We start from the raw sequence: 17,282 nt of genomic DNA, 5'->3' as shown, positions 1-17,282 counted from the left end.
TTGAATGCGAAACAATACATTGCTGCAAGAGCAGCAAAGGAACTAAGGAATGGCGATATCGTCAATTTGGGGATAGGGATTCCAACGCTGGTGGCTGATTATATTCCATCAGATATAAAAGTCTTTTTACATTCGGAAAACGGCATTCTGGGAGTAGGTCCTTCGCCTGATCCGGAGCAGATTGACCAAAACCTTGTTAATGCAGGGAAACTGCCTGTCACAGTGTTGGAAGGTTCATCCTTTTTTGATAGTGCATCCTCGTTTGCGATGATACGTGGAGGGCATGTGAGCGTCTCAATTCTTGGTGTATTGCAAATTGATGCGATTGGGCGGATTGCTAACTGGGCCGTACCAGGAAAAAGTGTTCTCGGTGTAGGCGGGGCAATGGATTTATTAGAAGGCTCCAAAAAGGTGATCGTAACAACGATGCATACGAATACCCAGGGTGAGTCAAAAATTGTCAAGGAATTAACCTATCCGCTCACATCGGAACGAATTGTGGATTTAGTTATTACCGAGTTGGCGGTGTTCGCCGTTAAGGAAGATGGACTTCATCTAATCGATCTGTCTCCTGGAATTTCTCTTGAGGAAGTTCAACAGAAAACGGACTCACCGTTCCATATTTCTGAGTCTTTTAATATTGGCAACGAGGTGACTGTGTAGTGGTAGTAATCGTAAATGCATTTCGCACTGCAATTGGGAGCTTCGGCGGATCACTCGCAGATATCCCTCCAGAAGAGCTAGTATCCCTCATCATGAAAAATAACCTATCTGCTGCCGGTTACGGTGCCAATATTGTCGATGAAGTTATCATCGGCCAAACAAAGCAGAGTGCACATGCCCCTAATATTGCAAGGGTGGCAGCCTTACTTGCCCATTTTCCTGAATCGATTCCTGCTTATACCGTACATCGTCAGTGTGGTTCGGGTATGCAGGCCGTCGTAAACGGGGCGATGTCCATTATGACAGGTCAGGCGGACGTTGTTTTAGCAGGCGGTGCTGAAAGTATGTCACAGGCTCCACACTATACGATTGGTACTCGATTTGGCCCAAAGATTGGAGATATGACCTTGTATGATTCAAATACGGAGAGTCAGCCAAAATCCCAACCAGAGGAAATATACGGTCGCTTCACAATGGGGCAAACAGCTGAATGGCTTGCTGAAAAACATAACATTAGCCGCCGTGAACAAGATGAGTTTGCCTATATAAGTCAGAAGAAAGCGAAACGTGCTATTGAATTGGGCCTTTTTGAAGAAGAAATCATTCCTGTTCCGGTAAAGGAAGGGAAAAAGGGGATTAGACACTTTGCGATAGATGAGTACCCAAGATTGACGGCCATTGACAAGTTAGGAACACTAAGATCTGTGTTTCAAAAGGATGGTACTGTAACAGCCGGGAACTCATCCGGCAGAAATGATGGAGCCTCGATGCTGCTGTTGATGTCGGAAGAAAAAGCGAAACAACTTGGAGTAGTTCCGATGGCAAGGATTCGTTCCTTTGCTGCAGCGGGTGTATCGCCAAAAGAAATGGGAATCGGTCCGGTTCCTGCATCCCAAATTGTGTTGAAAAAAGCAGGTCTCCGCTTAGAAGATATCGATTTGATTGAATTAAATGAAGCATTCGCTGCGCAAAGTCTTGCTTGTTTAAGAGAATGGGGCATAAAAGGAGACAACGTGAATGTAAATGGAGGGGCGATTGCCTTAGGCCACCCGCTAGGCTGCTCCGGTGCTAGAATCGTCACTACATTATGTCATGAGCTGGAAAAGCAAAAACGGCAATATGGCCTCGCGACACTTTGTGTGGCTGGAGGATTAGGAATGGCAATGGTGGTGGAAAGATGGATGGAATAAAAAAAGATTATGTGTTTCACCGTGATTTAAAAAAGGAGTACCCGATTATTACCCACGGTGTAGGTTCCTATCTTATTGATGAGAACGGGAAAAAATATTTGGATGCTTGTTCGGGAGCAGTTGCAGCCAACTTGGGCCATGGGATTACTTCTATAGGAGAGGCAATGGCAGAACAAGCAAAAAAGGCAGCTTTCGTCCATACTATGCGTTTCGAGACGAAAGCATTGCATCAATTGGCTGAAACAATCGGAAATATGGCCCCCAACCATTTAAATAAAGTGTATTTTACAACCGGGGGCTCTGAAGCAAATGAAAGCGCTTTGAAGCTGGCAAGACAATATCATCGGGATGCCGGCAGACCCCAAAAGCACATTGTAATCGGGCGATGGCAGTCATATCACGGTAACACCATCGGTTCTTTATCCGCTGGAGGAGACGTTAAAAGAAGGCATGCATACACTCCTAATCTTTTAAACTATGCCCATGTCTATTCTCCGTACTGCCACCGATGTCCATATGATCGTCAAAAAGACGATTGTCTCTCTAAACAAAACTGGACATGTGTAACGGATATTGAAAGAACCATTTTAGAGCTTGGTCCTGAGAACGTGTCGGCATTTATTGCCGAACCGATTGTCGGAAGCCAGCAAGGTGCTGTTCCACCGCCGCCGGGGTATTTTGAGAAAGTTCGAGAGCTGTGTGATCGTTACGAAATCGTCTTAATTATCGATGAAGTGATGACTGGATTCGGCCGTACTGGAACCAACTTCGCGACAGAACAGATTGGAATCAAGCCTGATATCATCACATTCGGAAAAGGGGTATCAGCAGGATATGCTCCGCTAGCGGGAATGATCGTTCATGATCGGTTAATCGATGGGCTCATTCAAAACAGCGACGGGAAATTTATTCATGGTTACACCTATAGTGGGCATCCAGTAGCGGTTGCTGCTGGTCTTGCTGCATTGGACGTATATGAGCGAGATATGGTGCTGGAAAACGTCAAAAAACAAGGTCCCTACCTTGTCAAACGTCTTATGGAGCTGAAGCAAAAACATTCTTATATATCTGATGTTCGGGGCAGAGGGCTGTTGATCGGTATGGAGCTAGTGAAGGATCCTAGGCAGGATCGGCTGTTCGATCCCTCTGAAAAAGCTGCTGAAAGATTGAATGGAATTGCGATGGAACTCGGTGCGGTTTTTTATCCCGGTTCCGGTTCCATTGACGGCACAATGGGGGAGCACCTCATCATCAGCCCTCCTTTAAATGTTACGAGAACAGAAATTGATGAGATTGTGAGAATTTTAGATGAATCATTTACGATATTCAAAAGTCAATTAAGAAAGGATGAGATGTATGAAATTACAAAATAAAACAGAAGAGATTAAAGAAAAAGCACAAAAACATTTATCACCGGTTATGACAAGGGTAACGGAGCTTGTCATTGAAAAAGCACATGGCGCCAAATTTTGGACGACAGACGGAAAGGAGTATATCGATTTCGTTTCAGGAGTAGCTGTCAACGCAGTCGGGCATACGAACGGAAAAATGGTGGAAGCCATTAAAAAGCAAGCTGAAGCCTTGATTCATCTTGGATTGAACTATGGTTATTATGAAACGGCAGCGAATTTGGCGGAAAAGCTTGCTCATATCACACCAGGAAATCTAGACACTGTCTTTTTCTCCAATTCGGGAGCAGAAGCCATTGACGGTGCACTTAAACTGGCAAAGGCGGCCACAGGCAGACCCGCCATCATTGCTTTTGAAGGATCGTTTCATGGCCGTACATTAGGAGCAACAGCCATTACGGCATCAAGCTCTAAATATCGTCGTTATTATGAACCGATTTTAGGCGAGGTGTATCACGTTCCATATCCGTATCCCAGCCAGCTGAAAAACATTAGAGAAGAAGAAGCTGAAGAGTATTGCTTGAATCAGCTTCAGAAATTGTTCGATTTACGCGTCGATCCTTCACGTGTAGCTGCCATCATCATTGAACCTGTAATGGGTGAAGGCGGCTATTATCCGGCACCGCCAAGCTTTTTGCAGGCGTTAAGAAAGATTACAGAGGAACACGGTATTTTGCTTATCTTTGACGAAGTTCAAACAGGATTTGGACGTACTGGTAAAATGTTCGCTGCAGAGCATGCGAATGTGACTCCTGATATTTTAGTACTGGCAAAAGCTCTTTCCGGCGGCATGCCTCTTGGTGCGATTGTCGCAAGTCGTGAGCTTCATGAAAAATGGCCGACTGCCGGTCATGGTTCGACATTTGGAGGAAATCCAGTTTCTTGTGCTGCGGCATTAGCAAACATTGAGGTCATTGAGGAAGAGAGGTTAGTAGAGCGTAGTGCTAAACTCGGTGCCGAGATTGTCGGCCGACTTCATAACTCAGTAGGACATTTACCGGGCATTGTTGAAGTCCGAGGAGTCGGCATGATGATCGGTATTGAATTCGATTCGCAATCTGCTGCTTTCTTTGTACCGAAAATCAAATCGAAAGCACTGGAAAATGGCTTGCTCATTATGAACTGCGGTGTAAGCGGGCAAACGATCCGATTAATGCTGCCTCTTAATATTCATGAAGATGTGCTTGATATAGGATTAACGATTTTAGAAGATGTGATAACAGAAACAATTTCAGGAAACTAATTTTCGATTCCTCGAAATACCACGAAAAAGGAGGTCAAGTTTATGTCTAGTCAAATCAAAACAGATATTCTTCAGGGAGATCTTTATATAAATGGAAAATGGGTAAGTGACCCCGATCAGTCCTACTTTGAAAGCTTAAATCCGGCAACAGGGGAACTTGTCGGTATATGTGCGGCCGCCACAACTGAGCAAGTGGATGAGGCTGTCGCAAAAGCGAATGAAGCGTATTCACAATGGAAGAACACCCCCATTCCAGAACGAGCGGCTTATTTAACGAAAGCAGCCCAATTGTTTGAAATACGAAAAGAGGAACTTGCTAGTGTAATGACAATGGAGATGGGAAAAGTGCTGCCAGAGTCTCTAGGCGAAGTCGGAGTGGTCATCGCGACTGCTCAATATATGGCAGGCGAGGGCCGGCGCCTCTTTGGAGAAACAGTCCCTGCCGGCTTCCCAGACCGGAACGTAAGAATGGTTCGTGAACCTCTTGGAGTTGCGGCGTGCATTACCCCCTGGAATTTTCCGGTTGCACTGGCTTCTTACAAAATCTTTTCAGCCCTGATTGCTGGTAATACCGTCGTATGGAAGCCTGCTTCAGAGGTTGCACTATCGGCAAAGATTTTTGTGGAAGTGTTAGATGAAGCAGGATTGCCAGCAGGAGTTGTGAACTTAATTACAGGTTCAGGAAGAACAGTCGGTCAAACACTTGCAGAGCATTCGGATGTAAAAATCATTTCATTTACGGGCTCAACAGAAGTCGGACAAAAGCTGGCTGAAATGAGCAGTAAAGCGTTAAAACGTATCTCATTGGAATTGGGTGGGAAAAATGCCGTGATCGTCTTGAAGGATGCGGACTTGGATAAGGCGGCAGACGGAATCGTAAAGTCTGCGTTTACCACAACTGGTCAGCGCTGTACAGCGGCAAGTCGAGTAATCGTCGAGCGTCCAGTAAAGGAACTGCTCGTACAAAAAGTAGTAGATTTAACAAAGTCTATGAAAATAGGAAATGGACTTGAGGAAGGGAAACAAGTGGGCCCTCTCGTAAATGAAGACCAGCTTCATACAGTCGAAAAATATGTAAAAACAGCGATTGAAGAAGGTGGAAGAATTGTGTCAGGTGGGCAGCTTGTCAAAGAATTGGGCGGCTATTATTATGAGCCGACAATCATTGAGAATGTGAAACCGAAGGATACCATTGCGCAGGAAGAAATATTTGGTCCAGTTCTTGCCATCATTGAAGTAGATTCATATGAGGAAGCCATGGAGGTAAATAACGGAACGATTTATGGGCTATCGACTTCCATTTATACAGAGAGCCTTCATTATGCGAACCGTGCGGCAAAGGAAGCGGTAAGCGGACTTGTCTATATAAATAACGGAACGTCCAATGCCGAGATGGGAGTGGCGTTTGGGGGTATGAAGATGTCCGGCAACGGTCACCGTGAAGTTTCCCATCATGCATTTGATGTCATGACTGAGTGGAAGTCCATTTATACGAACTATTAATCAACAGACCATATCTATTATAAGGTGGGAGAACATGAAAAAACATCGTATTGGTATTGCATTCTTTTACCATGAATCCCACAGTTTCAGCCCGATGAAAACTGAAATCGAACAGTTTCGAAATGAAGGCTACTTTATCGGCGATGAAATTTATGATGCCTATACAGGAACGAAAACAGAAGTGGGTGGGTTTCTGGATGTATTGAAACACGACGAGGATGTAGAAATCGTACCGCTGCTTTGTGCGGCAGCGGTCCCATCCGGCGTAGTATCAACAGAAGCGTACTCCATCATCGAAAAACAAATGCTGGAGTCCATCCAGCAGGCGGGAAGGCTGGACGGACTATTGCTTGCACTGCATGGGGCGATGGTCGTGGAGCACCTCTTTGATCCGGAAGAGCATTTACTAGGAAAAATTCGTGTGCTGATTGGACCGAATGTTCCAATTGCGACGACCCTGGACATGCACGCCAATATAAGCGAAAAAATGATTGATTACACACCGCTTCATTTTGGATTTAAGACCTATCCGCATATTGATATGTACGAACAAGGCATTCATGCGGCAATCGCTTTGTTAAATCAATTAAAGGAAGGTGTGACTTACTACGCTTATTTTGAAAAGTTGCCGATGATGCCTCCCTCTATCAATATGAGAACGGCAGATGGGCCGATGCACAAAATGATAGAGCGGGCGAAACAAGCCCAAGAAGAAGAAGGAATTTATAATGTGTCCGTATTTGGCGGTTTTCCTTATTCGGATATCCCCATGGTCGGAGCAAGTGTACTTGTTGTTTCACTCGATCCGCAAAAAGGAAAAGAGACAGCTGAAAAGCTAGCTTCCTTGTTTTGGAGTGTAAGAGAAGAATTTATCATGGATTTGCCTGGTGTGAAAAAAGGACTGAATGGGGCGCTAAAGTTAGATGATGACAAGCCGATAGTGCTGGCAGATATTTCAGATAATCCGTTAAGCTGCGGAAGCGGGGATACAACAGAGCTGCTTCGAGAAATGGTGCAGATGAATATTCCTGATACGCTGTTCGGAGGACTCTATGATCCCGAATCTATTGATGCATGCCGTAAGGCTGGAGTCGGAAACACGTTATCGTTGTCCCTTGGAGGGAAAGTATCGCCTGAATTTGGGGAGTCCGTACATGTCGAAGCAACGGTAGTGGCCTTATCGGACGGTATATTTCACAATTCTGGGCCGTTCAATCAGCATTTAAAGGTAGATTTAAAGGGAGCTGCTCATATTCGCGTTGGAAATATGGATATACTCCTCATTGGAAGGCCGATGTCAGCGAATGATCCGGAAATGTTTCGTCATATTGGCCTTGAGCCGCAGGCAAAGCGAATTCTTGGGTTAAAAGCTAAAAATCATTTCCGCGCTGCGTTTGAGCCGATGGTTGGCCCTATTATTTATGTGGATGCGCCAGGTGTAGCTTCCAACCGTTTAACAACTTTTACGTATCGTCATATTCCAAGGCCAATATGGCCGTTGGATGAAATCCAATATGAAGTGGAACAGAGGAGGAAAGAAAAGTGGAGACACTAAACAAATCCTATTTTGTCGAAGTACCAGGTTCATTGAATCCGGAACAGCTAAAAATAATGATGGAGCTTGAAAGAGATGCCTTTCCGGGATTAGGGGCCGTGGATGAACAAACTCTTATTCCGCTTACACGTTATGGAAAACTTATTCAATATCGGCAATCAGATGATCCAAGGCCGATAGCAATTTGTGAAGTAATGAGAGATTACAATGATATTCATAAAGCCTATATTTTTGGGTTTTATGTCCGCTCTGACCAGCAGGGGAAAGGAATCGGGAAATTCTTTTTACAGGAGATTTATCCGATTCTGAAGGAAGATGGTTTTCGTAAGGTGTGCCTAACGGTCAATATTAAAAACGAGGCGGCCGTCAAGTTATATGAAAAATTAGGGTTTGTTATAAAAGAGACAAGATCCGATGAATTTGGCGAAGGGGAAAATCGCTATTATATGGAATACCTCATTTCTTAATAAAACATTCCAGCAAAGGGGAAATAATCAAAAATTGTCAATTAAATAGGTTAATTTTAGGAGGAGTTTATGATGAGAAACAATTTATTCAAACCGAAAAGACATTGGAAAGAAATCGAGCTTTGGAAGGATGTAACGGATGAGCAATGGAATGATTGGGTTTGGCAATTGACGAATACTATCAAAAATTTAGAAGACTTAAAGAAAGTGGTTAACTTAACACCAGAGGAAGAAGAAGGGGTTTTAATCTCAACAAAAACAATCCCATTAAACATCACTCCATATTATGCATCGCTTATGGATCCTGATGATTCAAGATGTCCGGTTCGAATGCAGTCTGTTCCGATTTCTGCGGAATTGCATAAAACAAGATATGACTTAGAAGATCCCCTTCACGAAGATGAAGATTCACCAGTACCTGGGTTAACGCATCGTTATCCGGATCGAGTGTTGTTCTTAGTTACAAACCAATGCTCTATGTACTGCCGTTACTGCACGAGAAGGCGCTTCTCCGGACAAATCGGAATGGGCGTACCAAAGAAACAGTTAGACACAGCGATTAGTTATATCGCATCTAACCCACAGATCCGAGATGTGTTAATTTCCGGAGGAGACGGGCTCCTTATTAATGACAATATTTTAGAATATATTTTAAAGAATTTACGTGAGATTCCGCATGTAGAAATTATTCGTATCGGTACAAGAGCACCTGTCGTATTCCCACAGCGTATTACCGAAAATCTTTGTAATATCTTGAAAAAGTATCATCCAGTTTGGTTGAATACACATTTCAATACATCTATTGAAATTACGGAAGAATCGAAGCGTGCATGTGAAATGCTTGCAAATGTTGGTGTCCCTGTTGGTAACCAGGCTGTTATTTTAGCAGGCATTAACGACAGTGTACCGATTATGAAACAGCTTATGCATGACCTTGTTAAAATTCGCGTTCGTCCATATTATATTTACCAATGTGATTTATCAGAAGGGATTGGCCATTTCCGTGCACCAATCAGCAAAGGATTGGAAATTATGGAAGGACTTCGCGGCCATACATCGGGTTATGCCGTTCCGACATTTATTGTTGATGCCCCAGGTGGAGGAGGCAAAATTCCATTGCAGCCGAACTATATCATTTCTCAAAGTTCTAATAAAGTCGTATTACGTAACTTTGAAGGTGTCATTACATCTTATCCAGAACCAACAAATTATCAGTCAGGCAGTGCAGAGGATTACTACAAAAAGGTATATCCTGAAGTGTTTGAAAAGTTTGAAAGTAATGGTGTTCTATCCATTATTGATGATACGAAATTTAACCTTACACCTGAAGGGTTAAAACGGTTAGATCGCCGCAAAACGTATAAGGAAAACACTGAGCATAGTTCATTAAAAGATAAACGTGACAAACGTGACGAGTTAAAAGAGAAAAAATTCCAATCACAAATGAAGAAATATGAAACAGTAGGAGCAAAGGAGGAATAATTTTGATTTGTCAATGGTGCGAATCTGACACAGCACGTGAAACGAGCAACAAAGTGTATTGGGAACTTCCAGATGGAACAAATGCGATCGAAATTAAGGACACACCATCCATTCATTGCTTGGAATGCGGTATGACCTATCAAACAGATAACACGGTGAAAGAAATTGAGGATCATCTATTTTTAATCGATTGCTCAAAGCTTGAAAAAAGTATGACGTATGAAACACTTATGGCCGCTCCACGCTTATTGAAGCGAAACTACTTTGATTTTTCGAAATAATTAGCAAGCCGTCTCCCGTTTTTAAATATTAAGCGGGAGATGAATTTTATTCTAATGGACAATTTATTCTCATCTTCCTCAAGAAGGGATAAATTGCCCTTAAGAAATAGAAAGTTTAGCAAACAATTAGTAGGGATAACATAATTCAACTGATTGAGGTTTAATTATTATGATTATTTGCATGGGTATTCTTGTCAACTAAGTAACTACATTTGTTTTCTTAAAAGATAGATAGAAGCTTATAGTACAAATATGAAGGAGGACAAGAATGGAAGCACTCAAAAGCTATGAAAACGAACAAAATAATCAGAATGTTCGGAATGGAAAAGGGGGTAAAGAGCATATTAAACGCAATCTAAAGGCACGTCACATGACGATGATTGCTATTGGAGGGTCAATCGGTACAGGGTTATTTTTAGCGACAGGCGCGTCCATTCAAACAGCTGGACCCGGTGGAGCGCTAATAGCTTATGGAGCTATCGGCATCATGGTCTATTTTTTGATGACAAGTCTCGGCGAAATGGCTACATTAATGCCAGTATCGGGGTCCTTTTCAACATATGGCAGCCGTTTTGTTGATCCGGCATTTGGTTTTGCGCTCGGTTGGAACTATTGGTTCAACTGGGCTGTTACAATTGCTGTTGAAATAGTTGCATCAGCTATTATTATGAAGTTCTGGTTTCCGGATGTACCGAGCATCGTGTGGAGTATGCTGTTTTTAGGTCTAATCTTTTTATTGAATGCCTTGTCGGTTAAAAGTTACGGAGAATCCGAGTATTGGTTCTCCTTAATAAAAGTAGTGACAATCATTGTTTTTATTGGAGTCGGTTTGCTCACCATTTTCGGTATTCTGGGCGGACAGTTTATCGGGTTTAAAAACTTTACTGTAGGACATGCTCCTGTTAATGGCGGCCTTTTGTCCGTTTTAAGTATTTTTTTCATCGCAGGTTTTTCATTTCAAGGAACGGAACTCGTGGGCATTGCTGCAGGTGAAAGTGAAGAGCCGGAGAAAAACGTACCAAAGGCGATTCGGCAAGTATTTTGGCGAATTCTACTATTTTATATTGTCGCCATTGCTGTCATTGGTCTAATTATTCCTTATACAAGTCCTGACCTGTTAGGCAGGGATGTCGACAACATAGCTGTCAGCCCTTTTACTCTTGTATTTGAGAAAGTGGGAATTGCATTTGCGGCATCTGTGATGAATGCGGTCATTTTGACTTCGGTCTTATCGGCAGGTACTTCCGGTTTATATGCGTCGACTCGCATGCTTTGGTCTATGGCCAAGGACGGTCAGGCACCTAAATTTTTACAAAAAGTAAATGATCGCGGGATCCCGATGAATGCCCTTGTCATCACGACGATTATCGGAGGATTGGCCTTTTTATCGTCCATTTTTGGAGATCAAGTATATACATGGTTATTAAATGCGTCAGGCTTAACTGGATTTATTGCATGGCTTGGAATTGCAGTCAGCCACTACCGTTTTAGAAAAGCTTATATGGCCCAGGGCAGGGACATGAAAGATTTGAAATTTAAAGCGAAATGGTTCCCTCTCGGTCCAATTCTCGCTTTTGCGATGTGTATCTTTGTCATCTTCGGCCAAAATTATCAAGCTTTTTTAACAAGTAAGATTGATTGGTATGGAGTAGCCGTGTCCTATATAGGTTTACCGATCTTTTTGGCATTATGGCTCGGATATAAACTCGTTCATAAAACGAAGGTCGTTCCACTTAAGGAATGTTCTTTTGAAGAGATGTCATCTAAATAGAGATTTTTCTAAGAGAAAAGGGTGTTAAACTATATCTGTTTTCATCTGATTAACTTTACCGCTTTGACAGGTTAAGGTCGTGGGTTCGAACCTCTCACCACAGGTCATCATAACAGTGCCTTGATATAGGTGATATATCAAGGTTTTTTCGTTGTTACAGAATAACCCAATTGATTTTATTCAAATTGTTTCCTTAGGAGCATTTATGGTGACCGCTGATTTTATTTTGCTAAAAATAAAAATGCTGAGTGTCCATGATTATCACTCAGCATTAAACGTGCTTGATTTCGGTTTGACCCATCAATTTTTATGATCCTCCTTGATCCTTTGGTCTTCGTTGCTATCCTTTTTTTGTTTCTGTTCTTCCTTCAGTTTGTCGACTTTCTCTATCCATTCCGTAACAAGTTCCTTTGGTATAGCACCGTTACCAAAGCTTGTGCCAATATTTAAATGTCCGCTTAGTTCTCTAATTCCTAAGTTTCCTAGATTAGTGACCTGTTCAAATTTATCAACAAACAATTTTTCTACCTTGAATTCCTGATAAATAACTGGCATTTCTTCAGCATTTTGTTTATTATCTTTTATTCCGGCTACTTTCTTTTCCATGTTTTCACGATACAGTTCCTCTAGTGAGGAAATACGGTCCTCGATATTGGAAATACAGTTAGATAAGTTGTTTACCGTATTCTGTATGGGTTCTAAATGTCCCTTGATCGTTTCTTGTACAAATATTAATAGCTTTTTTTCCAAGCTTTTGACTGAGTCTGTACTTATGCGTTCCCTAATTGAACTATCGTTCGTATTAATTAGCCCTAGTTGCTTTTCCAACTGCATAACATGTTTCATATATACTTCTACTGTATTCATTCTTTTTATATGATTTTCTAAAGCTTCTATTCTTTGATAAACATCCTGTGGAAATCCATTCCCTTGTAAAGGCATAATACTCACCACACCCTAGTCAACGAATCATGACTGGCTCTTCCTTCGTATATCTTCTCCTATAACTAATAATTAGAAGTCCATTTTCAAACCTTGCGAAGATATCTTTACTATCAACAGGTTCCGGCAAATCAATGTTTCTTTCGAATTCTCCATATTTTCGTTCATTCTTTATAGTTACGCCTTGAATCAATGGTTGCCGCAGCTGCCCTCTAACGGAAAGTTTTGTTCCAGAAACCGATATAGAAATATCCTCTTTAACGGCCCCAGGTATCTCTAATAATAGGATGATATCTGTTTCTGTTTGAAAAATATCGGTTTTTGGATAGTTGAAGATAGGGGAATCTTCCCTGTGACTTACTTGGTGTCCGTCAGATTCCTCCAGTACTTCGTCAGCGGAATTCCCTTCTAATACCATCTCCCAAAACTTTCCGTTTTGATATTTCTGGGTAATTTCCATCCATTGTTTTATTTTTTCAAAGTCCATCGGGTGTTCCCCCTTATTGCTGTTTCTAGGTATATTAAAATAGCTGTACCTAATTTAGGGGAGGGACAGCTATTGATTATGTGTCTTTTAGAATTGGTTACTCATTGGAAATGAAGGATTGAAAATTTGATCTTGATCGCTAATATCCGGATCCAATTGACAATTGCCCATAATTGAACTGGTCGGCGACAAATCCCCTAAGGAAAAATTAGCCCCTATAAACTTAGAATTAGCAGTATGGCTGTTATGAATCGTGGCTCCAATATCGAGATTTCCATTTTGGGTAATTCCATTTGTTTTTATGTTGAAGATATTTATAAAATAAGGCATTTTAGACTCCTTTCATCGAATACGAAATTCCTTAAAATTGCTTGGAATTTACATTAGCTGGATTTGCAATGTCTCCTTGATCATTTATATCGGGATCGATGAATACATTTTCCATACCTGAAGTAGTTGGTGAAGTATCTCCGTATGAGGAGTTAACCCCTTGTGATTTTGTGTTGGCTGTAGGCGCATTATGGAGAGCATCGCCTATATTAAGAGAGCCGTTATTAGATATGTTGTTGATTTTTATACTGTAAATATTTATATTGGTGGGCATGTTCTCTCCTCCCAACTTGTCGTTGGTTATATATATGCCCATTTTTTGTATTTGGTTAATAATAAGTTCTTATTCTGGATTTTCACTTTGTGCTTGATTATTAATGTCAACTACCTTAGTTTTGTTCCGATGCTGAAAGATAAATGAACCATCTCCAAAGGTAAAAGCAGCTCCTGCCGCTTTCAGGTTGGAGGTATGACTATTTTGAACCGTGGAACCGAAATTAATATTCCCGTTTTCAGTGATGATACCTGTGTCCATATGATGCACGTTTTGTATATTATTCAAGGGGGTCACCTCTTTCTATTTCATATCTCTATACTATATGCTTAAATATTTTTTCAGTCCCATGGGCCATTATCGAATAACAAAGCCAGCTCAACTTATGTGGTTTTTATTTAAAAATCAATCAACAGGTTAGAAGCTATTATTACCTGATTTAATAGAGAACCCGCCATAAATAGAAGGTTGCATAGGATTCCCAATTTTTCCATGGAATCGATAACGTTAAGATTTCATCTTTTGAAGGCTTTCTATCCATAGATAGTAAAGTTTTTATTGCATTAATAAGACCTACGTCATCAATCGGGAAGGCGGTCGGAAAACGAAGGCAGCGCATCAGCACATAATTGGCTGTCCATGGACCAATCCCCCGTATTTTTATTAAACTTTTTTCGACATCTTTATATCTGCCGGCTTCCATTAACGTCGCCTTGGATAAATGGCCGCCCGCCATTAATTGCGCAATGCCGATAATATATTCACTTTTTTTTACAGTCATTTTAATATCTGCAAGATCATTTGGGGTTAGCTGGGCAATTCGTTCAATGGATGGAAATATCCAATAATTTTTGCCATCCCATTCAATTGAATCACCAAATTTTTCGACAAATTGCTTCTTTAATGTGTAGGCGAAGCCTAAATTAATTTGCTGCCCTAAGACTCCCCAACAGAGGGCCTCAAACAAATCGGGTATCCCGATGAGCCGTAATCCATAAAATTTTTGAACGGGAATTTTAAGTAAAGGGTCAGTTTGCGCCATTTTATAAAAGGGAGTTAAGTCGATATCGAGGTCAAACCATTCTCGAATATAACGGACCACTTTCGTAGTATCAGATGGTTTACCTTCTATAAAGTGAACAATCATTTGGTGTTTATCATTTACTCTTATTTGTACAAGTGTTCGAATTTCGTCAAACGCGATCACCCTCGTAACGGTTTCATTTTCAATTTTATACATACATTCATTTTTATTCCGCTGTAGATAATCGAGATTTACTTTCATATCAAACTCTTCTGGCAGTTGAATCATGAGTTCTTCCTTATCTTTGTACTGTTCCTCTTCTAACGGATTACTATTATTGGACACTTTATCTCCCCCGGATATTTGTTATATTCTATTATTATCACAAAAGTATGAAAAATAGCTTTTATATCTTGCTATTACAGTCAAAATTCTATTATTTTTCCTGACGTAAAGTGTATGATTGATTTATGTAGTTATGTTAATCGCTGAACGGTGAATCTTATTTTGAAAGTGAGGAATCTTTGTTGAAACCAAAAGTTATAGTCTATAAAAAAGTCGATTCAACTGTTTTAGATTATGTTCGTGATACTTGTGAAGTTATCTATTTTGAAAATTTAGATTCGGAGACACTGCCTAGCTTTTATCAAGAATTAAAGGATGCCGAGGGGATTTTAGGCTCTGGATTAAGAATTAATGATAAGTTTTTAGAGCAGGCCCCTAAATTAAAAGTGATAAGCAATATATCAGTTGGCTATGATAATTTAGACCTTCAGCAAATAACGATGCGAAAAATTAGGGCGACCAATACTCCTGAGGTTTTATACGATAGTGTTGCCGATACCGTTTTTGGTTTATTACTGGCAACCGCACGAAGAATGCCTGAATTAAATCAGATGGTAAAGTCAGGGAAGTGGACATCGAAAATTAGTGAGGAGCAATTTGGTGTCGACGTTCATCATAAGACATTAGGGATTATCGGAATGGGAGGGGTAGGTGCTGCGATTGCCAAACGTGCACATTTTGGCTTTGATATGCCCATTTTATATCACAACCGCTCACGGAATCTAAATGCGGAACAAACCTTTCAAGCAACCTATTGTACCCTTGAAGAACTCTGTCAGCAAGCAGATTTCATTGTCTTAATGACGCCCCTAACTCCAACCACAGCAAAGCTAATTGGAGAAAAGGAATTTAAATTAATGAAGAAATCGGCCATTTTTGTGAATGGATCGCGGGGGGCCACTGTGGATGAAGCGGCCTTAGTCCAGGCACTTCAAAATGGAGAGATTTTAGCTGCAGGATTAGACGTGTATACCCAGGAACCAATAAGCCCAGATCATTCACTATTATCAATGGATAACGTCGTCACATTGCCGCATATTGGTTCAGCTACATACGAAACTCGTTTGAAAATGGCACAACTTGCAGCAGAAAACCTAGTGCTTGGACTACAGGGGAAACAACCACCTTCTTTAATTAATCGTGATGTCTTAACCGAAGTTCTAAAATTAACAGGCGTGAAGAATCATCTTATATAAAGAGATTCTCGACGCCTGTTTTATTTTCTTAACACCCATTTCCAGTGCCTAACACCAATTATTGTGATAATCTTAACATGGTATGATAGAATTAAATTTGTTTGTATTACTTCTTAGGAGAGAATATTAAATGAGTAATAATGAGGTACCTTCTCTACAGAAGGATGGAAGATCTATATTATCAAATCAACGGAATATATCTACCATAATGACTGATCTAAAGTTACTTTTTAAGGCCAATGTTTTAACTGCTAATGTCCTGCCAGTCTTTGCAGGATTCTGGTTAGCTTTACATTTTACGAATGCTTCTTTTTCAGCCAATTTGGATGTATTCCTATTGACCATTTTCGGAAGTACAATGGTCATTGCAGGGGCGCTAGCGCTCAATAACTGGTACGATGTGGATATTGATACTGTAATGGATCGAACAAAGAATCGTCCGACGGTAACTGGGAATTTTTCACTTAAGCAAGTATTAACAATTGGAATTTCTCTTACTGGAGTTGGATTTATTCTATTACTTTTTACTACTTACGAAGCGGCTATCTATGCTTTTGTAGGCTGGTTTACCTATTGCTTCCCCTATACGATGTGGTCAAAACGGAAGTATACCTTTAATACGGTGATTGGCAGTGTTTCTGGTGCTGTCACTCCAATGATTGGCTGGACAGCTATCGCACCAGGATTTCAAAGAGTTCCAATGATTTTGTTTTTAATCTTGTTTATCTTTCAAATGCCCCATACCTTTGCAATTGCCGTTAAGAAATATAAAGAATATAAAGCGGCTGGGGTGGCAATGCTTCCCGTTGTCCGAGGACTCTCGGTGACCAAACGGCAAATGGTCATTTATATTGCCTGCTTATTTCCTTTACCCTTCTTTTTAACTCCACTCGGTACGCCATTTATAGTCATCGCTACTTTGCTAAACGTCGGATGGTTGGCGGTTAGTATAAGTGGATTTTTTACCAAAGATAACCTGAAATGGGCACAGGTGAATTTTTTATACTCTGTTAATTATATAACCATTATTTTCCTTCTGATGATAATTGTTACCTTACCGGTATTCACTCGCTAAGGTTAAATTTTAGAAAAAGTCTGATCCCTGTAGGCAAATAGTTGC

General features: G+C 40.9%; 18 protein-coding genes. 12 read left to right on the top strand and 6 right to left on the bottom strand.

Translation table 11 applies throughout. From position 1 onward, the window contains the following. The 10 genes from KW850_RS02085 (at position 1) to KW850_RS02040 (ending at position 11,564) form a co-directional block, all read left to right on the top strand. Entirely contained in the window at positions 1-663 is a 663-nt protein-coding gene (locus tag KW850_RS02085) for a 3-oxoacid CoA-transferase subunit B (protein WP_218345908.1), read from the top strand. After that, positions 663-1,853, top strand: a complete 1,191-nt coding sequence (locus KW850_RS02080) for a thiolase family protein (protein ID WP_218345907.1) — start codon at positions 663-665, stop codon at positions 1,851-1,853. Before KW850_RS02085 ends, KW850_RS02080 begins: the two co-directional genes overlap by 1 nt. Then, on the top strand, positions 1,841-3,226 hold the full coding sequence (locus tag KW850_RS02075; protein WP_218345906.1) for an aminotransferase family protein: 1,386 nt from the start codon (positions 1,841-1,843) through the stop codon (positions 3,224-3,226). Before KW850_RS02080 ends, KW850_RS02075 begins: the two co-directional genes overlap by 13 nt. Then, on the top strand, positions 3,210-4,505 hold the full coding sequence (locus tag KW850_RS02070) for an aspartate aminotransferase family protein (RefSeq protein WP_218345905.1): 1,296 nt from the start codon (positions 3,210-3,212) through the stop codon (positions 4,503-4,505). The genes KW850_RS02075 and KW850_RS02070 overlap by 17 nt, the downstream gene beginning before the upstream one ends. Before the next feature lie 42 nt (positions 4,506-4,547). Next, on the top strand, positions 4,548-6,008 hold the full coding sequence (locus KW850_RS02065) for an aldehyde dehydrogenase family protein (protein WP_218345904.1): 1,461 nt from the start codon (positions 4,548-4,550) through the stop codon (positions 6,006-6,008). A 34-nt stretch (positions 6,009-6,042) separates the two neighbouring features. After that, on the top strand, positions 6,043-7,563 hold the full coding sequence (locus KW850_RS02060) for a M81 family metallopeptidase (RefSeq protein WP_218345903.1): 1,521 nt from the start codon (positions 6,043-6,045) through the stop codon (positions 7,561-7,563). Further along, complete coding sequence (locus KW850_RS02055) at positions 7,551-8,030, top strand: GNAT family N-acetyltransferase (protein ID WP_218345902.1); 480 nt, start codon at positions 7,551-7,553, stop codon at positions 8,028-8,030. Before KW850_RS02060 ends, KW850_RS02055 begins: the two co-directional genes overlap by 13 nt. A 72-nt stretch (positions 8,031-8,102) precedes the next feature. Beyond that, complete coding sequence (gene kamA / locus KW850_RS02050; RefSeq protein WP_218345901.1) at positions 8,103-9,512, top strand: lysine 2,3-aminomutase; 1,410 nt, start codon at positions 8,103-8,105, stop codon at positions 9,510-9,512. 2 nt (positions 9,513-9,514) lie between these two features. Continuing rightward, positions 9,515-9,793 (top strand): YokU family protein, encoded by a 279-nt coding sequence (locus KW850_RS02045; RefSeq protein ID WP_088086128.1) that lies wholly within the window; start codon positions 9,515-9,517, stop codon positions 9,791-9,793. 268 nt (positions 9,794-10,061) lie between these two features. Beyond that, positions 10,062-11,564, top strand: coding sequence for an amino acid permease (locus KW850_RS02040; protein ID WP_218345900.1), 1,503 nt, complete (start codon positions 10,062-10,064; stop codon positions 11,562-11,564). Between the two features lie 300 nt (positions 11,565-11,864). On the opposite strand, the gene KW850_RS02035 is transcribed toward KW850_RS02040, so the two are convergent. The 6 genes from KW850_RS02035 to KW850_RS02010 form a co-directional block, all read right to left on the bottom strand. Beyond that, a complete protein-coding gene (locus KW850_RS02035; RefSeq protein ID WP_218345899.1) occupies positions 11,865-12,506 on the bottom strand; it encodes a hypothetical protein in 642 nt (213 codons plus the stop codon). A gap of 19 nt (positions 12,507-12,525) precedes the next feature. Then, positions 12,526-12,993 carry an Hsp20/alpha crystallin family protein gene (locus KW850_RS02030; RefSeq protein ID WP_218345898.1) on the bottom strand — a complete coding sequence of 156 codons (468 nt, stop codon included), beginning with the start codon at positions 12,991-12,993 and terminating at the stop codon, positions 12,526-12,528. Positions 12,994-13,080: 87 nt separating this feature from the next. Continuing rightward, entirely contained in the window at positions 13,081-13,323 is a 243-nt protein-coding gene (locus tag KW850_RS02025; protein ID WP_218345897.1) for a spore germination protein, read from the bottom strand. A gap of 31 nt (positions 13,324-13,354) precedes the next feature. Continuing rightward, positions 13,355-13,597, bottom strand: a complete 243-nt coding sequence (locus KW850_RS02020) for a spore germination protein (protein ID WP_218345896.1) — start codon at positions 13,595-13,597, stop codon at positions 13,355-13,357. A 69-nt stretch (positions 13,598-13,666) separates the two neighbouring features. Beyond that, entirely contained in the window at positions 13,667-13,885 is a 219-nt protein-coding gene (locus tag KW850_RS02015; protein WP_256358020.1) for a spore germination protein, read from the bottom strand. A 151-nt stretch (positions 13,886-14,036) separates the two neighbouring features. Then, a complete protein-coding gene (locus KW850_RS02010; RefSeq protein ID WP_218345940.1) occupies positions 14,037-14,909 on the bottom strand; it encodes a DNA-3-methyladenine glycosylase 2 in 873 nt (290 codons plus the stop codon). A 239-nt stretch (positions 14,910-15,148) separates the two neighbouring features. On the opposite strand from KW850_RS02010, the gene KW850_RS02005 reads away from it, so the two are divergent. Further along, positions 15,149-16,162 (top strand): 2-hydroxyacid dehydrogenase, encoded by a 1,014-nt coding sequence (locus KW850_RS02005; RefSeq protein WP_218345895.1) that lies wholly within the window; start codon positions 15,149-15,151, stop codon positions 16,160-16,162. A gap of 130 nt (positions 16,163-16,292) precedes the next feature. Continuing rightward, positions 16,293-17,237 carry a heme o synthase gene (cyoE, locus tag KW850_RS02000; protein ID WP_218345894.1) on the top strand — a complete coding sequence of 315 codons (945 nt, stop codon included), beginning with the start codon at positions 16,293-16,295 and terminating at the stop codon, positions 17,235-17,237. Positions 17,238-17,282 lie beyond the last annotated feature (45 nt).

It is taken from the genome of Bacillus sp. sid0103 (genome assembly GCF_019219025.1).
The sequence above is the reverse complement of the archived record's forward strand: the minus strand, read 5'-3'. Positions and strand labels throughout refer to the sequence as shown.